The organism is Amycolatopsis sp. NPDC049691 (assembly GCF_040675005.1).
In the GTDB taxonomy this organism is placed as follows: domain Bacteria; phylum Actinomycetota; class Actinomycetes; order Mycobacteriales; family Pseudonocardiaceae; genus Amycolatopsis.
In genome coordinates this window covers 48,822-68,092 of record NZ_JBFANX010000001.1, presented here as the reverse complement: position 1 = coordinate 68,092, position 19,271 = coordinate 48,822, and the positions used below count along the sequence as shown (strand labels likewise).

Here is a 19,271-nt window from a genome sequence, read left to right as displayed (position 1 = left end):
ACAGTGGACGCCGGGACGCCTTGGCCTCCTCAGACATGCGCGGAGTCCGCGGCCGGGTCGAGGGAGCCGGCCGCGACCATCGTCTGCGCGGCGGCGACGGCCGAAAGCACGGTCCTGGCCTTGTTCAGCGACTCGGTGTCCTCGTAGTCCGGCACCGAGTCGGCGACCACCCCGCCCCCGGCCTGGACGTGCGCGATGCCGTCCTTCACCAGCGCGGTGCGGATCGCGATCGCCGTGTCGGCGTCGCCGGCGAAGTCGAGGTAGCCGACGACCCCGCCGTACAGCGCGCGGCGCACCGGCTCCAGCTCCTCGATGAGCTGCATCGCGCGGACCTTCGGAGCACCCGAGAGCGTCCCCGCCGGGAAGCACGCGGTGACCGCGTCGAACGCCGTCTTGCCCTCGGCCAGCTCACCGGTGACGGTCGACACGATGTGCATGACGTGGCTGTACCGCTCGATCTGGAAGAAGTCGACGACGCGTACGGTGCCCGGCTTGCAGACCTTGCCGAGGTCGTTGCGGCCGAGGTCGACGAGCATCAGGTGCTCGGCGCGCTCCTTCTCGTCGGCGAGGAGGTCCTTGGCCAGCTGGGCGTCCTCTTCGGGGTCGGCGCCGCGCCAGCGCGTGCCCGCGATCGGGTGCGTGGTCGCGCGGCCGTCCCGCACGGTGACGAGGGATTCGGGGCTGGAGCCGACGATGTCGAAGCCTTCCAGCCGCAGCAGGTACATGTACGGGCTCGGGTTCGACGTCCGCAACACGCGGTAGATGTCGAGGGCGTCGGCCGCGGTCGGGATCTCGAACCGTTGCGACGGCACGATCTGGAACGCTTCGCCGGCCTTGATCGCCTCGACGGCCTTCTCGACGGCCGCGTGGAAGTCCGCCTTGGAGCGCTTGCGGACGAACTCCGGCGCCGGCCGGTCGAACGCCGCGACGGTGGCCGGCGCGGGCACCTGCAGCTGCTCGGTCATCGCGCCCAGCCGGGCGACGGCGTCGTCGTAGGCCGCGTCCACGCGCTCGGGCGAGTCGTCCCAGTTGACGGCGTTCGCGATGAGCGTGACCGTGCCCTCGTGGTGGTCGAACGCCGCGAGGTCGGTGGCCAGGAGCATGGTCAGCTCGGGGATGTCGAGGTCGCGCTCGGCCAGCTCGGGCAGCTTTTCCAGCCAGCGCACGGAGTCGTAGCCGATGTAGCCGACCATGCCGCCGGTGAGCGGCGGCAATCCGCGCAGCGGCTCGGTGTGCAACGCTTCGATCGTTTCGCGCAGCACGGTCAGCGGGTTGCCCTCGGCGGGCAGGCCGACCGGCGGGGTGCCGGTCCAGACCGCTTCGCCGTCGCGGACGGTCAGCGCGGCCGGGCTGCGGACGCCGATGAACGACCAGCGCGTCCAGGAGGCACCGTTCTCCGCGGACTCGAACAGGAACGTGCCCGGCCGGTCGGCGGCGAGCTTGCGGTAGACCCCGATCGGCGTCTCGCCGTCGGCGAGGACCCGGCGCACGACCGGGATCACGCGGCGGCTTTCGGCGAGGGCGCGGAAGTCCTCGCGGGACGGGCTGACCGAGCCGGGCCCGGACTTGCTGCTCGAGGTGCTGACCATGACCCTCATTGTGCTGCACCCCCGGGAAGGGGTTTTCCCAGACCCCCGAATTCAATGATTGTTGAATTCAGGGAGTGCGTGCGTCATGATGAGGGCGTGAGCACCACCGAGCCTACTTCGCGCCGCCGCGGGCGGCGCCCCGCCGGTCAGGACACCCGGACGGCGCTGATCGAGGCCGCCCGGGCCGTGTTCGCCGAGAACGGCTACGACGGCGCGACCGTGCGCGCGATCGCCACCCGCGCGGGCGTCGACGCCGCGATGGTCAACCACTGGTTCGGCGGCAAGGAGGGCCTGTTCGCCCAGGCGGTGCTCAAGCTGCCGTTCGATCCGCTGGAGCTGCTGGGCATCCTGCGCGACGGCCCCGACGACGAGCTCGGCGAGCGCATCGTCCGCACCTTCGTCACCCGCTGGGACAGCGCCGGCGGCGGGCAGTTCGTCGCGCTGATCCGCAGCATCACCGGCCACGAGCAGGCCGGGCACGTGCTGCGCGACTTCTTCCAGAAGTTCTTCACGGCGCTGATCTCGTCGATCGGCGCCGAAGACGTGTCCCTGCGCATGACGCTCTGCGCGTCCCAGATGGTGGGCATGGGCATGATCCGGTACGTCGCGAAGTTCGAGCCGTTCGCCAGCCAGGACGTCGAGGTCCTGGTGCGCGCGGTGGCGCCGACCCTGCAGCGCTACCTCACGGGCGAGATCGGCTGACCCGCTCGCGGAGCGCGTGGACGGCCAGGACGTACGGGCCGTCCTCGTGCGCCACGACCATCGTCTTGTCCCAGCCGCCGACCCAGACCCGCTTGTTCTTCCAGCCGGCCGACGACGACAGGGCGAGGGCGCCCCAGGAGCGGCGGAGCGTGACTTCCGTCCCGTCGCGAAACTTCGCCTTCAGGTACCGCCCGTCGTGCGGTCCCGGCCCCTCGCTCGCGAGGGCCGGCCGCCACCCGGTGCGCTCGACGGCCCGGATCCGGCGCCGCCAGCCGGCCGCCAGCCCGATCGAGAACGGCAGGCCGAACAGGGCGGCCAGCATCGGGACCACGCCGGAGCCGAGCAGGGCCTGGTTTTCGTTCGGTTCGTCGGCGGTGCGCACGCGTGCCGGGTCGGCCGGGTCGTAGATGACGACCACCTCCTCACCGATGTAGTAGTCGTGGTCCGACTCCCAGATGATCCCGTCGGTCCGGTCGCCGTGGCGCACCCAGATGTAGGGCGTGCCCTTGGCGCTGGCGTGCACGTTGACGACCACACCGGGCTCGTGGAAGCCGGTGGCGAGCAGGTCGTCGGCGGCCACGCCCGCCAGCGCGACGCCGGTGAACCCGGCCGCGAACACCACCGCCCAGCCCACGGCGAAGCCCGTCGCGCGCCGGGAAACCCGGCGCATGCGGGCGTTCAGTTCCGGGTGGTCACCGTCGGCGGGATCCGCCGCGGGCAGCCACCGGCCGAAATCCCGGGCGGCGGCCAGCGCGCCGCGGTCGAAGACCCGCAGCCCGTGCAGGCCGATGGCGGCGAAGACGAGGCCACCGGCCAGCAGGATCGCGTTGCCCGGCAGATCGTCGTCGCCGGAGAGGAGCGAGTACACCGTGGCCGCGGCGCCGAGCGCGGAAAGGACCGAAAAGAAGACGACGATGACCACCCAGAGTGCCCGCATGGAGTGATGGTAGGGCCGGTGGCCTGCGCGAACGCTGCGAGAAACGGCATACGACGGAGAGGCAACCGGGACGCCTCGTCAAGCGTGTAAGGGATCAGGCGTCACCTTTCGCTGACACCGTTCGCGCATTCGGGGAATCGACGGGATTCGTATGCTTCCTCCGTGAAGCCAACGTCTTCAAGCCCGGCGGCGAGAACGCTCGCCGCTTCTCTGCGGGAAGAACGCGAAGCGCGCAAAGTCGGCCTTCGCCGGCTCGCGGAGAAATTGGGAGTCCTGCCGCAGGTGCTGTCGTTGTGGGAGAAGGGGCAGCGGTTGCCGAGCGTCGAGGACGTGTCGGCGATCCTCGCGCTGCTCGGGGTGACCGGGGAGAAACGGGACCGCATCCGGACCCTGGCCCGGCACGCACGGGAGCCCAATTGGCTCGCGTCGAGCAACACCGACACGCCATTCGCACTCACCACCCGGCTGAACCTGGAAAGCACCGCGACGGTCATCACCACGTGGTCGCCGCTGATAATCCCCGGGCTGCTGCAGACCCCGGACTACATCCGCTCGATCATGGACAAGCTCTCGCTGCCGATCGAACAGGCCGACAACCGGCTCCGGGTCAGGCTCGATCGGCAGCGGATCCTCACTCGCCAGGACCCGGTGCGGTTCAGCGCCTTGATCGGCGAGCAGTCCCTACGAGAAAACTTCGGCGGCGCGGAGGTCATGTCCGACCAGGTCGATCACCTGCTGGAAATGTCCGGGCGCGCGAACATCAGCCTGCGCATCGTGCCGTCTGGCATCGGCTACCACCCCGGGCTGATCGGCCCGTTCGACATTTACGAGTTCGCCGACTCACCGCCGATCGCCTCGGTGGAACACGTCAGCTCGACTGCCTTCCTCCACGAGGAATCCCAGACCACAGGCCATAAGCACGATGCTAAGGTGCTACGCGGACTAGCTCTGAGCGAAGAGGCTTCCCAGGCCCTGCTTCGGGAGGCCGCCCGATAACGGAGGCGATCGTGGGCTCGACCGGTTGGCGCAAGTCTTCCTACAGCGGCCCGAACGACAACTGTGTCGAGGTGGCGCTGGGGCCGGTCGTGGGCGTCCGGGACACCAAAGCGCGGCACGCGGGTCAGCTCACCGTGTCGGCCGCCGCTTGGCGCGCCGCGTTGCCGGTTTTCGGCCGTCGGTTCTCCGGGCGCCGGCGATAGGTCTCGGCCCTGGCGCGCCCGTACCCGGCGACCAGCCCGGGCAGTCCACGGACCCCGCGTGGCCCACGCCTGCGGGCTAGCGGGCGATCAGCAGCGCGATCAGGGCCAGCGCGCCCGGCAGCACCTGCACGAACAGGATCCGCCTGCTGGCCGTCGCCGCGCCGTAGAGGCCCGCGATGATCACGCAGACCAGGCCGTACAGCTGGAGCTGGAACTGGCCGGCGACCAGGCCCCAGACGAGGGCCAGCGCGAGGAAGCCGTTGTACAGCCCCTGGTTCGCGGCCAGCGTCTTGGACTCCTCGGCGAACTCCGGCGTCGTGCCGAAGGCGGCGCGGGCGCGCGGGGTCGTCCAGAGGAACATCTCGAGGACGACGATGTAGACGTGGATCAGGGCGACCAGCCCGATCAGGACGTCGGCGACGATGGTCACGCGAGCTCTTTCTCGTCGGCCAGGAGCAGGCGCTCCTCGGTGTCGAAACAGGTGTGCGTGCCGGTGTGACAGGCCGGGCCGGTCTGGTCGACGCGCAGCAGGACCGTATCGCCGTCGCAGTCGATCCGCACCTCGCGGACGTGCTGGTAGTGGCCGGACGTCTCGCCCTTGACCCACAGCTTCGCCCGGCTGCGGGACCAGTACGTGCCGCGGCGGGTGGCCAGCGTGGCCGCGAGGGCGTCGTCGTTCATCCAGGCCATCATCAGCACGTCCGAAGTGGCGTGCTCGACGACGACCGCGGCGATCAGGCCGTCGGCGTTGCGCTTGAGGCGCGCCGAGACGGCCGCGTCCAGGGTCATGCCCGTACTCCCAGGATGTGCCGCTTGAGCGGCATCGAGTTCAACAGGACGAAGGCGTAGCCGTACCCGGCGAAGGACAGGCCCGAGAACAGCTTGTTCCACCACAGCGCGGCGCCGAGCAGGAGGAACGCGTGCAGCAACGCGAAGACGACGCTGACGACCAGGCCGCCGATGCGGGCGCTGCCCATCTTGAGCACCAGCCCGGTCGTCACGACGCCGCCGAGGATGAGCGCGAGCGCGGGCATCCGGTAGATCTCGAGGCCCGACCCGGCGCTCAGCACCGGGATCAGGTCGAGCAGCGCCCACGCGACCGGCAGCCCGACGAGCAGCGCGGCGGTGACCTTCACCTCGACGGGTGCCTGCCAGGACTTCACCGGACCTCGACCCCGCCTTCGCGCAGCGCGTCCTTGACGTCGCCGATCTTCAGCTGTCCGAAGTGGAACACGCTGGCCGCGAGCACCGCGTCCGCGCCCGTCTTCACGGCGGGCAGGAAGTGCTCGACCGCGCCCGCTCCCCCGCTGGCGATCACCGGGACGCGCACGGCCTTGCGGACGAGCTCGATGAGCTCGAGGTCGAAGCCGTTCTTGGTGCCGTCGGCGTCCATGGAGTTGAGCAGGATCTCGCCGACGCCGAGTTCCTCGCCGCGGGCGGCCCACTCGACGGCGTCGATGCCGGTGCCGCGGCGGCCGCCGTGGGTGGTGACCTCGAACCCGGACGCGGTCGGTTCGCCGCCTTCGGGCACGCGGCGCGCGTCGACCGACAGGACGATGCACTGGGCGCCGAACCGTCTCGACGCTTCGTGCAGGAACTCCGGCCGGGCGATGGCGGCGGTGTTGATGCTCACCTTGTCCGCGCCGGTGCGCAGGAGCCGGTTGACGTCGTCGTTGCTGCGGACGCCGCCCCCGACGGTGAGCGGGATGAAGACCTGCTCGGCGGTGCGGCGGACGACCTCGTAGGTGGTCTCGCGGTCGCCGGAGGAGGCCGTGACGTCGAGGAACGTCAGCTCGTCGGCTCCCTCGGCGTCGTAGCGCCGGGCCAGCTCGACGGGGTCGCCGGCGTCGCGGAGGCCGGCGAAGTTGACGCCCTTCACGACCCGGCCCGCGTCGACGTCGAGACAGGGGATCACCCGCACCGCGACAGACATGCCCACCAGCGTAGTCATGGGCGTTCTAAGCTCGGACGATGGCACGGGCGGGACGGCGGCCGGGGCAGACGGAGACGCGCGAGAAGATCCTCGACGCGGCCCGGCACCGGTTCGCCGAGCTGGGGTACGACGGCGCGACGGTCCGCGGGATCGCCGCCGACGCGGGCGTCAACGCGGCCCTGCTGCACCACTTCTTCGGCAGCAAGCAGGCGCTGTTCGCGGCGGCGATGAACCTGCCGGTGAACCCGGCGTCACTGGTCCCGGCGATCCTGGCGGGCCCCCGCGCCGGCGTGGGCGAGCGGCTGGCGCGGGCGTTCCTGGGGGTGTGGGCGGTGCCCGAGGGCCGCACACCGTTCATCGCGATGCTCCGCGCGGCGGCGACGAACGAGCAGGTCGCGCTGATGATGCGCCAGTTCATCGAGCGCACGGTCCTGGCCGAGGTGGCGCGCGCGCTCGACGTGCCGAAGATCCGCGTGACGGGGATCGCGGCGCAGATGATGGGCGTGGCGCTGCTGCGGTACGTGATCAAGCTGCCCCCGCTGGCCGAGGCGGACGACGAGGAAATCGTCGCGCTGCTGGCCCCGGTGGCCCAGTACTACCTCGACGGCCGCGAAACTGTCGGTCCCCCGCCGTAGACTGGAGACCGGGGGCTGCGCCACACCGCTCGTTCACGTCCCGGCCACCCGATTCGTCTACTTTGCCGCGCGTGCGCAGACTCCTCCCGGTGGCCGTGGCCGCCCTCTCGCTCCTCACCGCCGTCCCCGCCTCGGCCGCTCCGCGCGATCCCTCGCCGGTCCTGCAGACCCAGGCCTTCGCCGAGCCCGCCGACGCCGACGACCCCGCCATCTGGGTCCACCCCCACGACCCCACCCGCAGCGTCGTCCTCGGGACGCTGAAGGAAGGCGGCCTCGCCGCGTTCGACCTGGACGCGCGGACCCTGCAGCTCGTGCCGGCCGGGGCGGGCGGCCGGTTCAACAACGTCGACGTCGTCGGCGACCTCGCCGTCGTCAGCGATCGCGGCCGGGACCGCGTCCGCGTCTACCGGATCGACCCGCGGGGCGCCGCGGCCGGGGCGAACGTCCTGCGGGACGTCACCGACCCCGCCGCCGCGCGGGTGTTCCCGGAGTCCGATGTGGACGAACAGCGCACCGCCTACGGCCTGGCCGCGGGCCGCGACCCGGTCACCGGGATCCGCTGGGTGGCCGTGACCCGGCGCCACGAGACGCGGGTGGCGCTGCTGAAGCTCGTCGACCTGCCCGGCGGCGCCGTCGGCACCGCGAGGCTGGCCACCGTCGACCTGCCGTCGTCCTTCCGCCTGCCGGACGGGACGACGTGGTCGCCCTGCGAGGAGCCGGGTGAAGGGCCGCAGCTGGAGGGGTCGGTCTTCGACGGCCGCGTGCTCTACACCGCGCAGGAGGACGTCGGGATCTGGCGGATCCCGCTCACGTCCGGCGGCTTCGGGCGGCCCGAGCTGGTCGACCGCGTCCGCTCGTTCGGCGTCCCGCAGCGGTGGGACGCGGCCAGCGAAGAGTGCGTGCCCGACGGTGCCGACCCCGGCTTCGGCGGCCAGTGGCTGACCGCCGACGCCGAGGGACTGGCCGTCGCGCACGGGACGCTGTTCGCCTCCAGCCAGGGCGACTCGCGGTTCGTGGTCTACGGCCCGCGCACGCGTGACCTGCGGATCGTCGCGGGCCGCGGCACGGACTCGGTGGAGCACTCCGACGGCTCGGCGATCAGCACCGCCTCCCTCGGGAAGCGGTTCCCGCACGGCCTCCTGGTGGTCCACGACGGCGAGCGCCGCCCGGCCGCCGGGGACGTCGCGACCACCGGATTCGCCTTCGTCCGGCTGGGCGACGTCCTCCCCCGGTAAGGGGATAATTGCATTGTCCGGCATTTGTCCAGTGGCCGGTCGCGGTGATTCTTTCACCGTGACCGGCCCCTTCATTCACGACCCGAACTTTCCACTTATGGCGGTATTCCCGCCCCCGATCTCGCGTAGGTTCACGGCATGCCGCGCCCCCATTCCGCGCTCGCCGTCCTGCTCCTGGCGACTTTCGCCACTCCCCTTTTCCCAGGCTCCGCACCGGCCGCCGCCGCCGCGACCGGCGCCGTCTGCGACCACCAGCCCGCCCTGAACCCGCAGGCCCCGGCCGGCGCCGTGGTCGTCGACCCGGCCGTCGAAGGCGACCTGTCGGTGAAAACGCAGTCCGCGCCACCGGGCACCACCTTCTGGCTGCCACCGGGCACGCACCTGCTGGCCCCGGACCAGTTCGGCCAGGTCATCCCGAAGGACGGCGACGTCTACCTCGGCGCGCCCGGCGCCGTGCTCGACGGCCGTTCGGTCAACCGCGCCGCGTTCACCCAGCAGGCCAAGGACGTCGTCATCCGCGGCCTCACCATCCAGAACTTCGTCGCCCCGCAGGACCAGGGCGTGGTCAACCACGACTCCGGCGCGCACTGGGTGATCGAAAACAACACGGTCCAGAACAACCGCGGCGCCGCGCTGATGGCCGGCGTCCGCCAGGAAGTGCGGGGCAACTGCCTGCGCGACAACGGCCAGTACGGCATGAACGCCTACCGCCCCGACAACGCGATCACCGGGCTGGTCGTCGAGGGCAACGAAATCTCCGGCAACAACGTCGACGACTGGGAAACGCGCAACCCCGGCTGCGGGTGCAGCGGCGGAATCAAATTCTGGGCGGTCGACGGCGCCGACGTGCGCGGCAACTGGATCCACCACAACCACGGCGCCGGCCTGTGGGCCGACACCAACGACAACGATTTCCTGATCGAGGACAACGTCATCGAGGACAATGACGCCGAAGCGATCTTCTACGAGATCAGCTACAACGCCGTCATCCGCCACAACGCCATCCGCCGCAACAACGTGGTGGCCGGCAGCAGGCGCGCGTCCCGCGGCGACAACTTCCCGTCGGCGGCGGTGTACCTCTCGGAGTCCGGCGGCGAACCGCGCGTCCCGGCCCGCACGGACGTGCTGGACATCTACGGCAACACCTTCGAGGACAACTGGTCGGCCATCACGCTGTGGGAGAACGCCGACCGCTTCTGCAACAGCCCGGCCAACACGTCGACGGCGAGCTGCACCAAGCTGGTCACCGACCGGACGCTGTGCTCGGCGCCGGGCATCGACGACGACCCGCTGTACGGCGACTGCCGCTGGAAGACACAGCGGGTCGAGATCCACTCGAACACGTTCCGCTTCGACCCCGCCCGGCCGGGCTGCAACGGCCTGTGCGGCCGGATGGCGGTGCTGTCCAACTACGGCACCTACCCGGCGTGGTCCCCGTACCACGGCACCCTCGTGCAGGACGCGATCACCCACGACCAGGACAACTACTGGTACAGCAACGACTACTACGGCCCGTGGACGTTCGTGGCCGGCGACAACTCTCGCAGCCTGACGCCGGACCAGTGGCAGAACGAGCCGTGGAACCAGGACGACTGCGCCTCCTTCGACGGCGTGACCCCGAACTGCTGAGTGTGACCGCGGCCACTCCGCCCGCGTGCAGCAGTCCGGCCGTCCCGTGCGTCCCTAGGGGGTGGGTTTCGAAGAGTTCGTGGCGGAGCGGCTGGACGGGCTGCTGCGCTACGCCACCGTCCTGACGAACGACCCGCACCTCGCGCAGGACATCGTCCAGGACGTGCTGCTGCGCGCCCAGCAGCGGTGGGACGGCATCGCCGCCCCGCCCACCTACGTGCGCCGGATGGTCACCAACGAGTACCTCTCGTGGCGACGGCGGGCGGTGCGGCGGATGGTGCCGAGCAGCCACGACGTCCTCGACGCGCTCGGCCCGCCGTCGGCCGACCCGTCGACCGCCTTCGACGAACGCGACGCGATGCTCGGCCTGCTCGCCACGCTGCCCCGCAAGCAGCGCGCGGCGATCGTCCTGCGCTACTACGAGAGCTACTCCGACGCCGAGATCGCCGCCGTCCTGCGCTGCGGGACCTCCACCGTGCGCAGCCAGATCTCCCGCGCCCTCACCACCCTGCGGGCCGCCCCGCACGCCGCCGTCCTCACCACCGGAGACCACGGATGACCCGCAGCGAGCACGAGACCGAGACGCTCATCCGGGACAGCCTCGACCGCCTCGCCACCCGCGCCCCGGACGGCCGCGCGGTGCGCGACGCGCTGGCCCGCGCCGGGCGGCGGCGGCGTCCGGCGACGAAGCTGGCCCTGGTCGCCGCGGCGGTGGTCGTGCTGGTCGCCGGCGTCTTCGTGGGCACGCGGGTGCTGACCACTCCGGACCTGGACGCGGCAGCCGGCCGCCCGGTGCTCGGCTACAGCCCCGGCTGGCTGCCGGACGGCTTCACCGAGCAGTACCGCGAAGGCGGTCCCGGCACCACGCCGCAGGTCCGGCGGTGGTTCGCCGGTCCCGCGGAGGTCACGCTGTCGGTCTACTCGACCGCCGACCCCGAGTGGTCGCAGACCGAGCTGCGGATCGCGTCGATCCGCGACCAGGTCCTGGTGCGCGGCCGCGTCGCCATGGTCACCGGTGACACCGGGACGGCCGCGCTGATCACCTGGCTCGCCGACGCCGAGCACGTCCTGACCGCGCGGGTCGGCGGGGTCCCCGACGCCCGCGAGGTGGCCCTGCGGATCGCCCAGGGGGTCACCGCCACGCCGGTCGGCGTCCGCGGCGAGCTGCGCTTCGGCGCGCTCCCGGCGGGGCTGACCGAGCGCTCGGCCGCGGTCGGGGGCACCGGCCCGGCCGACGCGAGCACCGAGCTGACCGCGGCCGACCCGGCGCGGCCGTCGGTGGCCGCGGTCCGGGTCACCGCGAGCGCGAACCCCCCGGGTGTCGACGGCGCCACACCGGTCACCGTCCGCGGCGGCCAAGGGTTCTTCGTGGCGGGCACGGTCGCCGTCCGGCTGCCGTCCGGGCGCTGGCTGACGGTGTCGGGCGCGCGGCCGGAGAGCGAGCTGATCGCCGTCGCGAACGGCGTCCAGCTCGACCCCGCGCCCGACTACCGGTGGCTCGGCCGGGCTACCAGCTGACCATCGGGAACCAGATGATCCCCAGCCTGCCGAGCACGCGGACGTCCCAGTACAGCAGCGTGAACGTGCCGCCGACGAGCAGCGCGGCCCCGGTCACCGCGGCGATCCGGGTGGGCTTCGCGGCGAACCAGCGCTGCAGGCGCCCGCGCGTGGCGTAGGTCAGGACCAGGAACAGGACCGCCATGAGCACGATGTTTCCGAGCGACTGCAGGGCGAACGCGGCGGCGCCGTAGAAGACGTTGTGCTGCTCGGCGGCGCTGCGGAACATGATCCGGAACAGCGGGTACGGCCGCCCGATGAGGAAGCCGCCGATGAGCGCGCCCATCAGGACGTGCGGCGCCGCCGGGTGCCGCCGGGTGAACGCGGCGAAGGGGTTGCCGACGATGCCGAGCGCGACCAGGCCCATCAGCAGGAAGACCAGGCCGACGACGCCGAAGGCGACCATGGACTGGATGCTGCGCGGGCTCAGCCCGGTCGTCTGCGCGGTGGAGAACTGCGGCATGCCCGTGCCGACGAGCGCGACGACCACGCCGTAGGCGATCGAAACGGTGAGCATGCCCGCGGCGATCCAGCCCAGCGGCTTGAACGGGCTGCGCTTCTCGCCCGCCTGCCCACCGACCAGCGGCGCGACGGCTCCGAAAGCGGCGATGTTGCAGGCGGTGAACGAGCCGGCGAGCCCGGAGACGAACGCGAAGAGCGTCCCGGCGAGGGCGCCGCTGATCGGCGTCGCCTTGGCGTCGTAGCCGAGGAGCCCGTTGGCGACGCTGTCGCCGATCACGGAGTCCACGAAGGGCGCCGACCAGATCGCGGTCAGCCCGAAGCCGGCCAGGACCGCCACGACGGCGATCGCGGCGCGGCGGGCGGGGTACGGCCCTTCGCCGAAGAAACCTGCTTGGGGGTGGACGGGGACTTCTTGCTGGACAGCCATCGACGTTCCCTCCAGTACGCGGGCGCACGCCCGCCCCATGAATCGTCGCAAGACCGGCGGTTGGCGCGCTTCTGCCGTCATGCCCCATCGCGTTGCGCCGCCTGTCCCCTTGACTCCCGAAACTCATCGCGCGCAGAATTAATCACATGACTAATTCGGCGCTCGAGGTCACCGGGCTCCGCGTCCGGCGCGGTGGCCGGCCCGTAGTGCGCGACCTGAGCTTCGAGGTGCCGCGCGGCACCGTCACCGGGCTGCTCGGCCCGAGCGGCTGCGGCAAGACGACGCTGATGCGGGCCGTCGTCGGCGTCCAGATCGTCGAGGGCGGCACGGTCACCGTGCTCGGCCTGCCCGCCGGGAGCCCGCCGCTGCGGCGGCGGATCGGCTACGCGACGCAGAACCCGGCGATCTACGCCGACCTGACCGTCCGCGAGGCGCTCAAGTACTTCGCCGCCGTGCTGCGCGCGCCGGTGTCCGATGTGGACCGGGTCATCGCCGAGGTCGGCCTGGCAGACCACGCCGGGAAGCTCGTCGGCTCGCTGTCGGGCGGGCAGCACAACCGCGCGAACCTGGCCGTCGCGCTGCTCGGCACGCCGGAGCTGCTGGTGCTCGACGAGCCCACCGTCGGGCTCGACCCGGTGCTGCGGGACGAACTCTGGGCGCTCTTCCGCCGGCTCGCCGACGGCGGTGCCACGCTGCTGGTGTCCAGCCACGTCATGGACGAAGCCGCGCGCTGCGATCGCCTCCTGCTCATGCGCGAAGGCACCCTCCTGGCCGACGACGCTCCGCTCGCCCTGCGCGAGCGCACCGGCGCCGCCGACCTCGAACAGGCCTTCCTGCACCTGGTGCGGGCCGCCTCGTGAACCCCGCACTGACGCTCGCGACCACGCGGCGCATCCTCACCCAGTTGCGACACGACCCGCGCACCGTCGTGATGCTGGTCCTGGTGCCGACGCTGCTGATGGTCCTGCTGCGGTACGTCTTCAACTCGAAGCTGGTGTTCAGCCACGTCGCGCCCGCGCTGCTCGGCGTGTTCCCGTTCCTGATCATGTTCCTCATCGCGTCGATCACGACGTTGCGGGAGCGGACGACGGCCACCCTCGAACGCCTGATGACGCTGCCGATCGGCCGGCTGGACCTGCTCTTCGGCTACGCGCTGGCGTTCGGCGCGATCGCCGTCGTCCAGGTTTCGCTGGCGGCGGGTGTGTCGCTGTGGTGGCTCGGGCTCGACCTCGCGGGGTCGGTCGGGATGCTGCTGGTGATCGCCGTCCTCGACGCGCTGCTGGGCATGGCGCTGGGGCTGTTCGTCAGCGCGTTCGCGCGCACCGAGTTCCAGGCCATCCAGTTCATGCCGGTGTTCGTGCTGCCGCAGATCCTGCTGTGCGGCCTCTTCGTGCCGCGAGGCGACATGGGGTGGCTGCTGCGGTGGCTCTCGGACGTCATGCCGCTGTCGTACGCGGTCGAGGCGCTGACCCGCGTCACGGCGTCGTCGACGGTGGACGCGGTCATCCTCCGCAACCTCGTCGTGGTCGCGTGCTGCGCGCTGCTGGCGCTGGTGCTCGGCGCGGCGACGCTGCGGCGGCGGACGCCGTGACTACCGTGGTGCCATGGCCTCCGAAACGGACCGGCTCGCCGCCGAGCGCTACGTCCTGCTGACCACGTTCCGCCGTGACGGGCGCGCGGTGCCGACCCCGATCTGGCTGGCGGGCGACGCGGGCGAGCTCGTGTTCTGGTCGGAGCGCAAAGCCGGGAAGGTCAAGCGCATCCGCAACAGCGGGCGCGTCGAGGTCCAGGCGTGCGACCTGCGCGGGCGGAAGACGCACGGCGCCGTCGCGACCGGGCAGGCCCGGCTGCTGGACCTGGCCGGGACCGAGCGGGTCCGCCGGGTGATCGGCCGCAAGTACGGCGTCATCGGGCGGATCACGATGTTCTTCTCGAAGCTGCGCGGCCCGGCCGACCGGACGGTCGGGATCGCGGTCAAGCTGGACGGCTGAAGCTGCGGAACCCGCGGCGCAGGTAGTTCGGCAGCGCGTTCGGGTGGTCGAGCGTCGAGGTGTGCAGCCAGACCCTCTTCGCGCCGGGGAGTGCCCACGCGTCGGCGACGACGAGGGTGAGCGCGTAGCCGCCGAGCCCCTTGCCGACGAACTCGGGCAGCAGGCCGAAGGTGGTGATCTCGACGTCGCCATCGCCTTGCGGCTCGAAGTCGGCGGCGCCCGCGATCTCGCCGCGGTAGTCGACGAGCCGGTAGCGGCGACCCGGTTCGGCCAGCCAGTTCGCCCAGTCTTCGTCGCTCCTGGTCGCGCTCGGCCACCGGTAGGGCGTCCCGATCCGGACGTGCAGGTCCCGGATCACGGGGCCGGGCTCGGTGGCTCTCAGCGTGACGCCGTCGACGACCGGCGCGGGGTTGAGCTGCTCCGCGGCGGTCATCTCGAGCTCGGTGACGATCTCTTCCACCCGCGGCAACCTACGACTCCCGGGGCCGGGTGTCAGCCCCTTTTCCGGCCGATGCCCGGAGCGCGGCGCCCAGCGCGGCCGAGTCGTGGTCCGGGCCGCAGCCTTCGACGAGCACGAGGTCACCCGGGATGTGGTCCGCCCGCATCGACAGGATCGCCTGGTAGGCGGCGGAGCCGTACCACTCGCGGGCGGCGGCGAGGTCCGGGAACTCGATGACGACGAGCGTGCCGGGCCACTCCCCTTCCATGACCTCGACGGGCGCGCCGTGCACGACGAACTTACCGCCGTAGGGGTCGAGCGTCGCCTGGATGCGTTCGAGGTACTGGAAGACCTCTTCGTGGAGCACGGCGGGCGGGCGCAGGTGGGCGAGTCCGTAGGCGGTCATCGTCTTCCTTTCGTTGTCCTGAAAGGAATCCTGACGCGGTTCGCGCACGGCGTCGATTACGCCGGAGGTAATGCTAGCGCCGCTTCGCCTTCCGGATCTCCTCCGACGCTTCGCGGTAAGCCGGTGCGGCGCGGGCGAAGTAGTCGAACAACACCTCCTGCTGCTCCGGGGAGTACCGGCCGAGCACCTCGGCGATGCGGCCGCGGGCCGGGCCGACGATCCGCTCCACGCCGGCCAGCGCGTCCGGCACCGGTTCGACGAGCACCTTGCGCCGGTCGGCCGGGTCGGCGGCGCGGCGGACGTAGCCGGCGCGCTCGAGCCGGTCGATCAGCCGGGTCGTCGCGCCGGTGGTGAGGCCGGTGCGCACGGACAGCTCGCCGGAGGTCAGCGGGCCTTCGAGGTCGAGCAGGCTCAGCGCGTACCACTCCGTGGCGTGCAGGCCGGCGGCCTCGGCGCCGGCCAGGCCGTGCAGGCCCACCGCGTCCAGGTACCGCCGGAAGACCACGTGCCGCTCCTCGAGACTTGCCACCGTGTCGTCCTCCTGCCTAATATCTGCATGTGTGCAGATACTGCACACGAGAAGCCAAGTATAGGAGACGACCATGCAGACCACGACCGCCGTCCTCGACTCGCTCGCCGACGCGTGGAACCGGGGCGACGCCGACGCGTACGGCGCGCACTTCACCGAAGACGCGACGTACGTGACGTTCGTCGGCACGCGCTACCAGGGCCGCGACGACATCGCCGGCAGCCACCGCGTGCTGTTCGAGAAGTTCCTCAAGGGCACGAAGCTCGCGCACGAGGTCCTGGACGTGCGCCACCTCGGCCCGGACGTCGTGGTGGTGAGCACCGCCGGCGACACCTACAAGGGCGCGCGCCCGAGAAAGCTCGCGAAGGTCCAGACGTACACGCTGGTCCGCGACGGCGAGCGCTGGCTCGTCGCGGCGTTCCACAACACGCAGCGCAAGCCGTTGCTGGAGCGCGTGTCGTTCGCGTTCGCGCCGGAGACGAAGCCCCAGGCTGGCCGGTGAAGGCACTGGTGACCGGGGCGAGCGCGGGCATCGGCCGGGCGTTCGCCGAGGTGCTGGCGGCCGCCGGCTATGCGGTGACGGCGGTGGCCCGCCGCCCGGACCCGGGCGCCGCCCACGACGTCCTGGCGGCGGACCTCACCACCCCGGAAGGCCTGCGCGCGACCACCGACCTGCTCGCTTCGTCGCGCTACAGCCTGCTGGTGAACAACGCGGGCGCGGCGGTCCACGGCGACTTCGCCACGACGTCGTTGCCGGAGGCCACCGGCGTGCTCGACCTCAACTGCCGGGCGGTCGTGACGCTGGCCCACGCCTTCCTCGCGCGGGCGGAACCGGGCGCGGCGCTGGTGAACGTCTTCCTCGACGCTGGGGTTCGCGCCCAAGCCGGGGCTGAGCGTCTACAGCGCGTCGAAGGCGTTCGTGACGTCGTTCTCGGAGAGCTTGTGGCACGAGCAGAAGGGGCGCGGGGTGCACGTGCTGGCGTTGTGCCCCGGGGTGACCGCGACGGCGTCCCAGCAGGCAGGCGATGTGCCGTCGTGGCTGGTGCAAACACCGGAGCAGGTCGCGGCGCGGGCGCTGCGGGCCGTCCGGCGCCGGGAAGGGCCGACCGTCGTGTCCGGCCGGCGCAACGCCGTCCTCACCGCGATCACCGGGCTGCTCCCGCGCCGGGCCGCGCTCTCCCTGCTCGCCTAGACCTTCGCGACCGCGGCGAGGGCCTCGGGCAGCGTGAACGCCCCGGCGTACAGCGCCTTGCCGACGATGGACCCCTCGACCCCGTCCGAAGCCAGCCCGGCCAGCGCGACGAGATCGTCCACACTGGACACCCCGCCCGAGGCGATCACCGGCGCGTCCGTGCGCGCCACGACGTCGCGCAGCAGCTCGAGGTTCGGGCCGCGCAGGGTGCCGTCCTTGCTCACGTCCGTCACGACGTAGCGCGAGGCGCCGTCGCGGTCCAGGCGCTCCAGGACCTCCCACAGGTCGCCGCCGTCGGAGGTCCAGCCGCGGGCCGACAGCCGGTGGCCGGCCTCGGTGATCCGCACGTCGAGGCCGATCGCGACGCGGTCGCCGTACTCGCCGATCACGCGCGCGGTCCACTCCGGGTCCTCGAGCGCGGCGGTGCCGAGGTTGACGCGGCGGGCGCCGGTGGCCAGCGCGGCCTTCAGCGACGCGTCGTCGCGGATGCCGCCGGACAGCTCCACCTGCACGTCGAGCCGGCCGACGACGTCGGCGAGCAGCTCGCGGTTGCTGCCCTTGCCGAAGGCGGCGTCGAGGTCGACCAGGTGGATCCACTCGGCGCCGTCGCGCTGCCAGGCGAGCGCCGCCTCCAGCGGGCTGCCATAGGAGGTCTCGGTGCCGGCCTCGCCCTGGACGAGTCGCACGGCCTGGCCATCGGCCACATCAACGGCGGGAAGCAGCGTGAAAGTCACGCCGGTAACTCTAGGGCGGAGACGAGCGTCACCCGGTCAGAGGGTCGCGAGCCAGTTCTTCAGCAGCTTCGCGCCCGCGTCGCCGGACTTCTCGGGGTGGAACTGGGTGGCCCAGAGCGGCCCGTTCTCGACCGCCGCGACGAAGTCCTCGCCGTGGTGGGCCCAGGTCACCTTCGGCTCCTGGCCGATGCCCGATTCCAGCTCCCACTTGCGCGCGGCGTAGGAGTGCACGAAGTAGAACCGCTCGTCCGGGTCGAGCCCGGCGAACAGCCGCGAGTCCGCGGGCGCCCGCACGGTGTTCCAGCCCATGTGCGGCAGGACGTCGGCGTTGAGCCGGTCGACGACCCCCGGCCACTCCCCCGTGCCCTCGGTCTCCTCGCCGTGCTCGACGCCGCGGGAGAACAGGATCTGCATGCCGACGCAGATGCCGAGCACGGGACGGCCGCCGGCGAGGCGCTTGCCGATGATCCGGTGGCCCTTGACGTCGAGGAGCCCGGCCATGCACGCCGAGTAGGCGCCGACGCCGGGCACGACCAGGCCGTCGGCCTCGATCGCGGCATGCGGGTCGGCGGTGACCTCGACTTCGGCCCCGGCGCGCGCCACAGCGCGTTCGGCGGAGCGGAGGTTGCCGGAACCGTAGTCGAGGATCACCACACGAGACACGCCACCCAGCGTAGCCGCAGCGCTCAGCGGCGCTCGAACGAATAGACGTCCGTCACGGTGTTGCACGGCGACGGCGGCACGACCTCGACGCGCAGCACGCCGGCGTCGTAGTCGACGCCCTCCGGGGTGAACGTGCCGGTGCAGGTGCCGGCCAGCGGGACCTGGCTGATCTCGCGCACCTTCGCGGTGACGTCGTGGCCGGTCAGCGACCGCGGGAGGTCGATCTGCAGCAGCTGCAGGTTGGTCGGGTACAGGTCGTTGTAGGGGTCGCTGGTCGCGCAGATCAGCCGGGTCGGGGAGACGAAGTCGCAGCCCTGGGCGCTGCGGATGTGGTGGTCGAGGTGGATGCGGGCGGCGACGGGCAGGTCGCCGGCGGTCCGCGGGCCGCGGGGGTTGAGGAACGGCGTCGGGGAGACGTAGAGGCGGTCGATCTCGCCGAGCGGCCCGGAGACGAGCCACTGGCCGTCGGGCGTGACGGCGACCTGGGCGTTGGCGTTCGCGGCGGGTTCGTCGCGCTGCAGCGGGTGGACGAACTCGGTGGTCGTGCCGTCGGGCTTGGTGACCAGGTACATCTTCCTGGTCGGCGTCGGGGTGACGGTGTCCTGGTAGACGTCGAAGACGTAGCCGCGCAGCGAGTCCGGGTCGCCGACGTGGCCCCAGCCCTCGTCCTTGAGCGGCTGCGGGATGGTGGCGCCGTTGCGGTAGACGAGTTCGGGCGCGTGCCCGGGCAGGCGCAGTGTGGTGAGCCCCTCGCCGCTGATCCGGTTTTCGGCGGTCGTGTGGCCGACCTGCCGCCACTGTGTTCCGTGCGCGGAAGCGACGCCGGTGGCGGTGAGCAGGGCGGCGGTGGTGAGGGCGAGCAGACTGGCCGCGCGCATGTGCGCTCCTCGGGAGTTGAGGCGGTGGCGGCGGCGACGCGATTCTGCCACGGGGCGATCGCCCGCCGGAAGAATCTTGGAGAAGGACGTTTCGGCGTCCCGCTCGCTGGGTATCAAGTCAGCCGATCGTGTGG

Annotated in this window: 26 protein-coding genes and 1 pseudogene; 14 read left to right on the top strand and 13 right to left on the bottom strand. The window is 71.8% G+C overall.

Annotated elements, in window-relative coordinates:
• Positions 1–29 precede the first annotated feature (29 nt).
• Positions 30–1,589 (bottom strand): anthranilate synthase component I, encoded by a 1,560-nt coding sequence (locus tag AB0J40_RS00405; RefSeq protein ID WP_364445621.1) that lies wholly within the window; start codon positions 1,587–1,589, stop codon positions 30–32.
• Positions 1,590–1,685: 96 nt separating this feature from the next.
• Between AB0J40_RS00405 and AB0J40_RS00400 the strand changes: the two genes are divergently transcribed.
• Complete coding sequence (locus AB0J40_RS00400) at positions 1,686–2,291, top strand: TetR family transcriptional regulator (protein ID WP_364445619.1); 606 nt, start codon at positions 1,686–1,688, stop codon at positions 2,289–2,291.
• Here AB0J40_RS00400 and AB0J40_RS00395 read toward each other — a convergent pair.
• Positions 2,272–3,228, bottom strand: a complete 957-nt coding sequence (locus AB0J40_RS00395) for a hypothetical protein (protein ID WP_364445618.1) — start codon at positions 3,226–3,228, stop codon at positions 2,272–2,274. The two genes, AB0J40_RS00400 and AB0J40_RS00395, sit on opposite strands and share 20 nt — an antisense overlap.
• A gap of 162 nt (positions 3,229–3,390) precedes the next feature.
• Between AB0J40_RS00395 and AB0J40_RS00390 the strand changes: the two genes are divergently transcribed.
• Entirely contained in the window at positions 3,391–4,224 is an 834-nt protein-coding gene (locus AB0J40_RS00390) for a helix-turn-helix transcriptional regulator (protein WP_364445616.1), read from the top strand.
• 11 nt (positions 4,225–4,235) lie between these two features.
• The gene (locus tag AB0J40_RS00385; protein WP_364445614.1) at positions 4,236–4,427 is read left to right on the top strand and encodes a DUF397 domain-containing protein; all 192 of its coding nucleotides are present in this window, start codon (positions 4,236–4,238) and stop codon (positions 4,425–4,427) included.
• A gap of 76 nt (positions 4,428–4,503) precedes the next feature.
• On the opposite strand, the gene AB0J40_RS00380 is transcribed toward AB0J40_RS00385, so the two are convergent.
• Genes AB0J40_RS00380 through hisF form a run of 4 tightly spaced genes read right to left on the bottom strand, consistent with a single transcriptional unit; the run spans position 4,504 to position 6,360 of the window.
• Positions 4,504–4,857 (bottom strand): DUF1304 domain-containing protein, encoded by a 354-nt coding sequence (locus AB0J40_RS00380; RefSeq protein ID WP_364445612.1) that lies wholly within the window; start codon positions 4,855–4,857, stop codon positions 4,504–4,506.
• Entirely contained in the window at positions 4,854–5,216 is a 363-nt protein-coding gene (gene hisI, locus AB0J40_RS00375) for a phosphoribosyl-AMP cyclohydrolase (protein WP_329049944.1), read from the bottom strand. The genes AB0J40_RS00380 and hisI overlap by 4 nt, the downstream gene beginning before the upstream one ends.
• Complete coding sequence (locus AB0J40_RS00370; protein ID WP_364445610.1) at positions 5,213–5,590, bottom strand: hypothetical protein; 378 nt, start codon at positions 5,588–5,590, stop codon at positions 5,213–5,215. The genes hisI and AB0J40_RS00370 overlap by 4 nt, the downstream gene beginning before the upstream one ends.
• Positions 5,587–6,360: an imidazole glycerol phosphate synthase subunit HisF gene (gene hisF, locus AB0J40_RS00365; RefSeq protein ID WP_364445608.1), complete on the bottom strand. Its 774-nt coding sequence runs from the start codon at positions 6,358–6,360 to the stop codon at positions 5,587–5,589. Before hisF ends, AB0J40_RS00370 begins: the two co-directional genes overlap by 4 nt.
• A 38-nt stretch (positions 6,361–6,398) precedes the next feature.
• Here hisF and AB0J40_RS00360 point away from each other — a divergent pair, with 38 nt between their 5' ends.
• The 5 genes from AB0J40_RS00360 to AB0J40_RS00340 all read left to right on the top strand — a co-directional run bounded on the left by AB0J40_RS00360 (position 6,399) and on the right by AB0J40_RS00340 (position 11,377).
• The gene (locus tag AB0J40_RS00360) at positions 6,399–6,995 is read left to right on the top strand and encodes a TetR family transcriptional regulator (RefSeq protein WP_364445606.1); all 597 of its coding nucleotides are present in this window, start codon (positions 6,399–6,401) and stop codon (positions 6,993–6,995) included.
• Between the two features lie 89 nt (positions 6,996–7,084).
• On the top strand, positions 7,085–8,230 hold the full coding sequence (locus AB0J40_RS00355; protein WP_364447212.1) for a phytase: 1,146 nt from the start codon (positions 7,085–7,087) through the stop codon (positions 8,228–8,230).
• A 138-nt stretch (positions 8,231–8,368) separates the two neighbouring features.
• Complete coding sequence (locus tag AB0J40_RS00350; protein WP_364445605.1) at positions 8,369–9,859, top strand: right-handed parallel beta-helix repeat-containing protein; 1,491 nt, start codon at positions 8,369–8,371, stop codon at positions 9,857–9,859.
• Positions 9,860–9,920: 61 nt separating this feature from the next.
• On the top strand, positions 9,921–10,418 hold the full coding sequence (locus AB0J40_RS00345; RefSeq protein ID WP_364445603.1) for a SigE family RNA polymerase sigma factor: 498 nt from the start codon (positions 9,921–9,923) through the stop codon (positions 10,416–10,418).
• Positions 10,415–11,377, top strand: a complete 963-nt coding sequence (locus tag AB0J40_RS00340) for a hypothetical protein (RefSeq protein WP_364445601.1) — start codon at positions 10,415–10,417, stop codon at positions 11,375–11,377. Before AB0J40_RS00345 ends, AB0J40_RS00340 begins: the two co-directional genes overlap by 4 nt.
• Here the strand turns inward: AB0J40_RS00340 and AB0J40_RS00335 are convergent.
• Positions 11,367–12,305, bottom strand: coding sequence for a hypothetical protein (locus AB0J40_RS00335; RefSeq protein WP_364445600.1), 939 nt, complete (start codon positions 12,303–12,305; stop codon positions 11,367–11,369). The genes AB0J40_RS00340 and AB0J40_RS00335 overlap by 11 nt on opposite strands.
• Positions 12,306–12,451: 146 nt before the next feature.
• Here AB0J40_RS00335 and AB0J40_RS00330 point away from each other — a divergent pair, with 146 nt between their 5' ends.
• Genes AB0J40_RS00330 through AB0J40_RS00320 form a run of 3 tightly spaced genes read left to right on the top strand, consistent with a single transcriptional unit; the run spans position 12,452 to position 14,296 of the window.
• Positions 12,452–13,165, top strand: a complete 714-nt coding sequence (locus tag AB0J40_RS00330) for an ABC transporter ATP-binding protein (RefSeq protein WP_364445598.1) — start codon at positions 12,452–12,454, stop codon at positions 13,163–13,165.
• Complete coding sequence (locus tag AB0J40_RS00325) at positions 13,162–13,896, top strand: ABC transporter permease (protein WP_364445596.1); 735 nt, start codon at positions 13,162–13,164, stop codon at positions 13,894–13,896. Before AB0J40_RS00330 ends, AB0J40_RS00325 begins: the two co-directional genes overlap by 4 nt.
• 13 nt (positions 13,897–13,909) lie before the next feature.
• Entirely contained in the window at positions 13,910–14,296 is a 387-nt protein-coding gene (locus tag AB0J40_RS00320; protein ID WP_364445595.1) for a PPOX class F420-dependent oxidoreductase, read from the top strand.
• On the opposite strand, the gene AB0J40_RS00315 is transcribed toward AB0J40_RS00320, so the two are convergent.
• The 3 genes from AB0J40_RS00315 to AB0J40_RS00305 all read right to left on the bottom strand — a co-directional run bounded on the left by AB0J40_RS00315 (position 14,280) and on the right by AB0J40_RS00305 (position 15,670).
• Positions 14,280–14,756, bottom strand: a complete 477-nt coding sequence (locus tag AB0J40_RS00315; RefSeq protein WP_364445593.1) for a GNAT family N-acetyltransferase — start codon at positions 14,754–14,756, stop codon at positions 14,280–14,282. The two genes, AB0J40_RS00320 and AB0J40_RS00315, sit on opposite strands and share 17 nt — an antisense overlap.
• 10 nt (positions 14,757–14,766) lie before the next feature.
• Positions 14,767–15,141 carry a DUF1330 domain-containing protein gene (locus AB0J40_RS00310; RefSeq protein WP_364445592.1) on the bottom strand — a complete coding sequence of 125 codons (375 nt, stop codon included), beginning with the start codon at positions 15,139–15,141 and terminating at the stop codon, positions 14,767–14,769.
• Between the two features lie 73 nt (positions 15,142–15,214).
• Positions 15,215–15,670 (bottom strand): MarR family transcriptional regulator, encoded by a 456-nt coding sequence (locus AB0J40_RS00305; protein WP_364445591.1) that lies wholly within the window; start codon positions 15,668–15,670, stop codon positions 15,215–15,217.
• A 73-nt stretch (positions 15,671–15,743) separates the two neighbouring features.
• Between AB0J40_RS00305 and AB0J40_RS00300 the strand changes: the two genes are divergently transcribed.
• From AB0J40_RS00300 to AB0J40_RS00290, 3 genes and pseudogenes are all read left to right on the top strand, one after another.
• Entirely contained in the window at positions 15,744–16,172 is a 429-nt protein-coding gene (locus tag AB0J40_RS00300) for an SgcJ/EcaC family oxidoreductase (protein WP_364445589.1), read from the top strand.
• A pseudogene (locus AB0J40_RS00295) lies at positions 16,169–16,495 on the top strand (SDR family NAD(P)-dependent oxidoreductase); the annotation flags it as partial. The gene AB0J40_RS00300 and the pseudogene AB0J40_RS00295, both read left to right, overlap by 4 nt.
• Positions 16,496–16,589: 94 nt before the next feature.
• Positions 16,590–16,862, top strand: coding sequence for a hypothetical protein (locus tag AB0J40_RS00290; protein ID WP_364445587.1), 273 nt, complete (start codon positions 16,590–16,592; stop codon positions 16,860–16,862).
• On the opposite strand, the gene priA is transcribed toward AB0J40_RS00290, so the two are convergent.
• Genes priA through AB0J40_RS00275 form a run of 3 tightly spaced genes read right to left on the bottom strand, consistent with a single transcriptional unit; the run spans position 16,859 to position 19,137 of the window.
• Positions 16,859–17,596: a bifunctional 1-(5-phosphoribosyl)-5-((5-phosphoribosylamino)methylideneamino)imidazole-4-carboxamide isomerase/phosphoribosylanthranilate isomerase PriA gene (gene priA, locus AB0J40_RS00285; protein ID WP_364445586.1), complete on the bottom strand. Its 738-nt coding sequence runs from the start codon at positions 17,594–17,596 to the stop codon at positions 16,859–16,861. The two genes, AB0J40_RS00290 and priA, sit on opposite strands and share 4 nt — an antisense overlap.
• Positions 17,597–17,632: 36 nt before the next feature.
• Positions 17,633–18,250 carry an imidazole glycerol phosphate synthase subunit HisH gene (gene hisH / locus AB0J40_RS00280; protein WP_364447209.1) on the bottom strand — a complete coding sequence of 206 codons (618 nt, stop codon included), beginning with the start codon at positions 18,248–18,250 and terminating at the stop codon, positions 17,633–17,635.
• Between the two features lie 32 nt (positions 18,251–18,282).
• A complete protein-coding gene (locus tag AB0J40_RS00275) occupies positions 18,283–19,137 on the bottom strand; it encodes a hypothetical protein (RefSeq protein ID WP_364445584.1) in 855 nt (284 codons plus the stop codon).
• Positions 19,138–19,271: the final 134 nt, after the last annotated feature.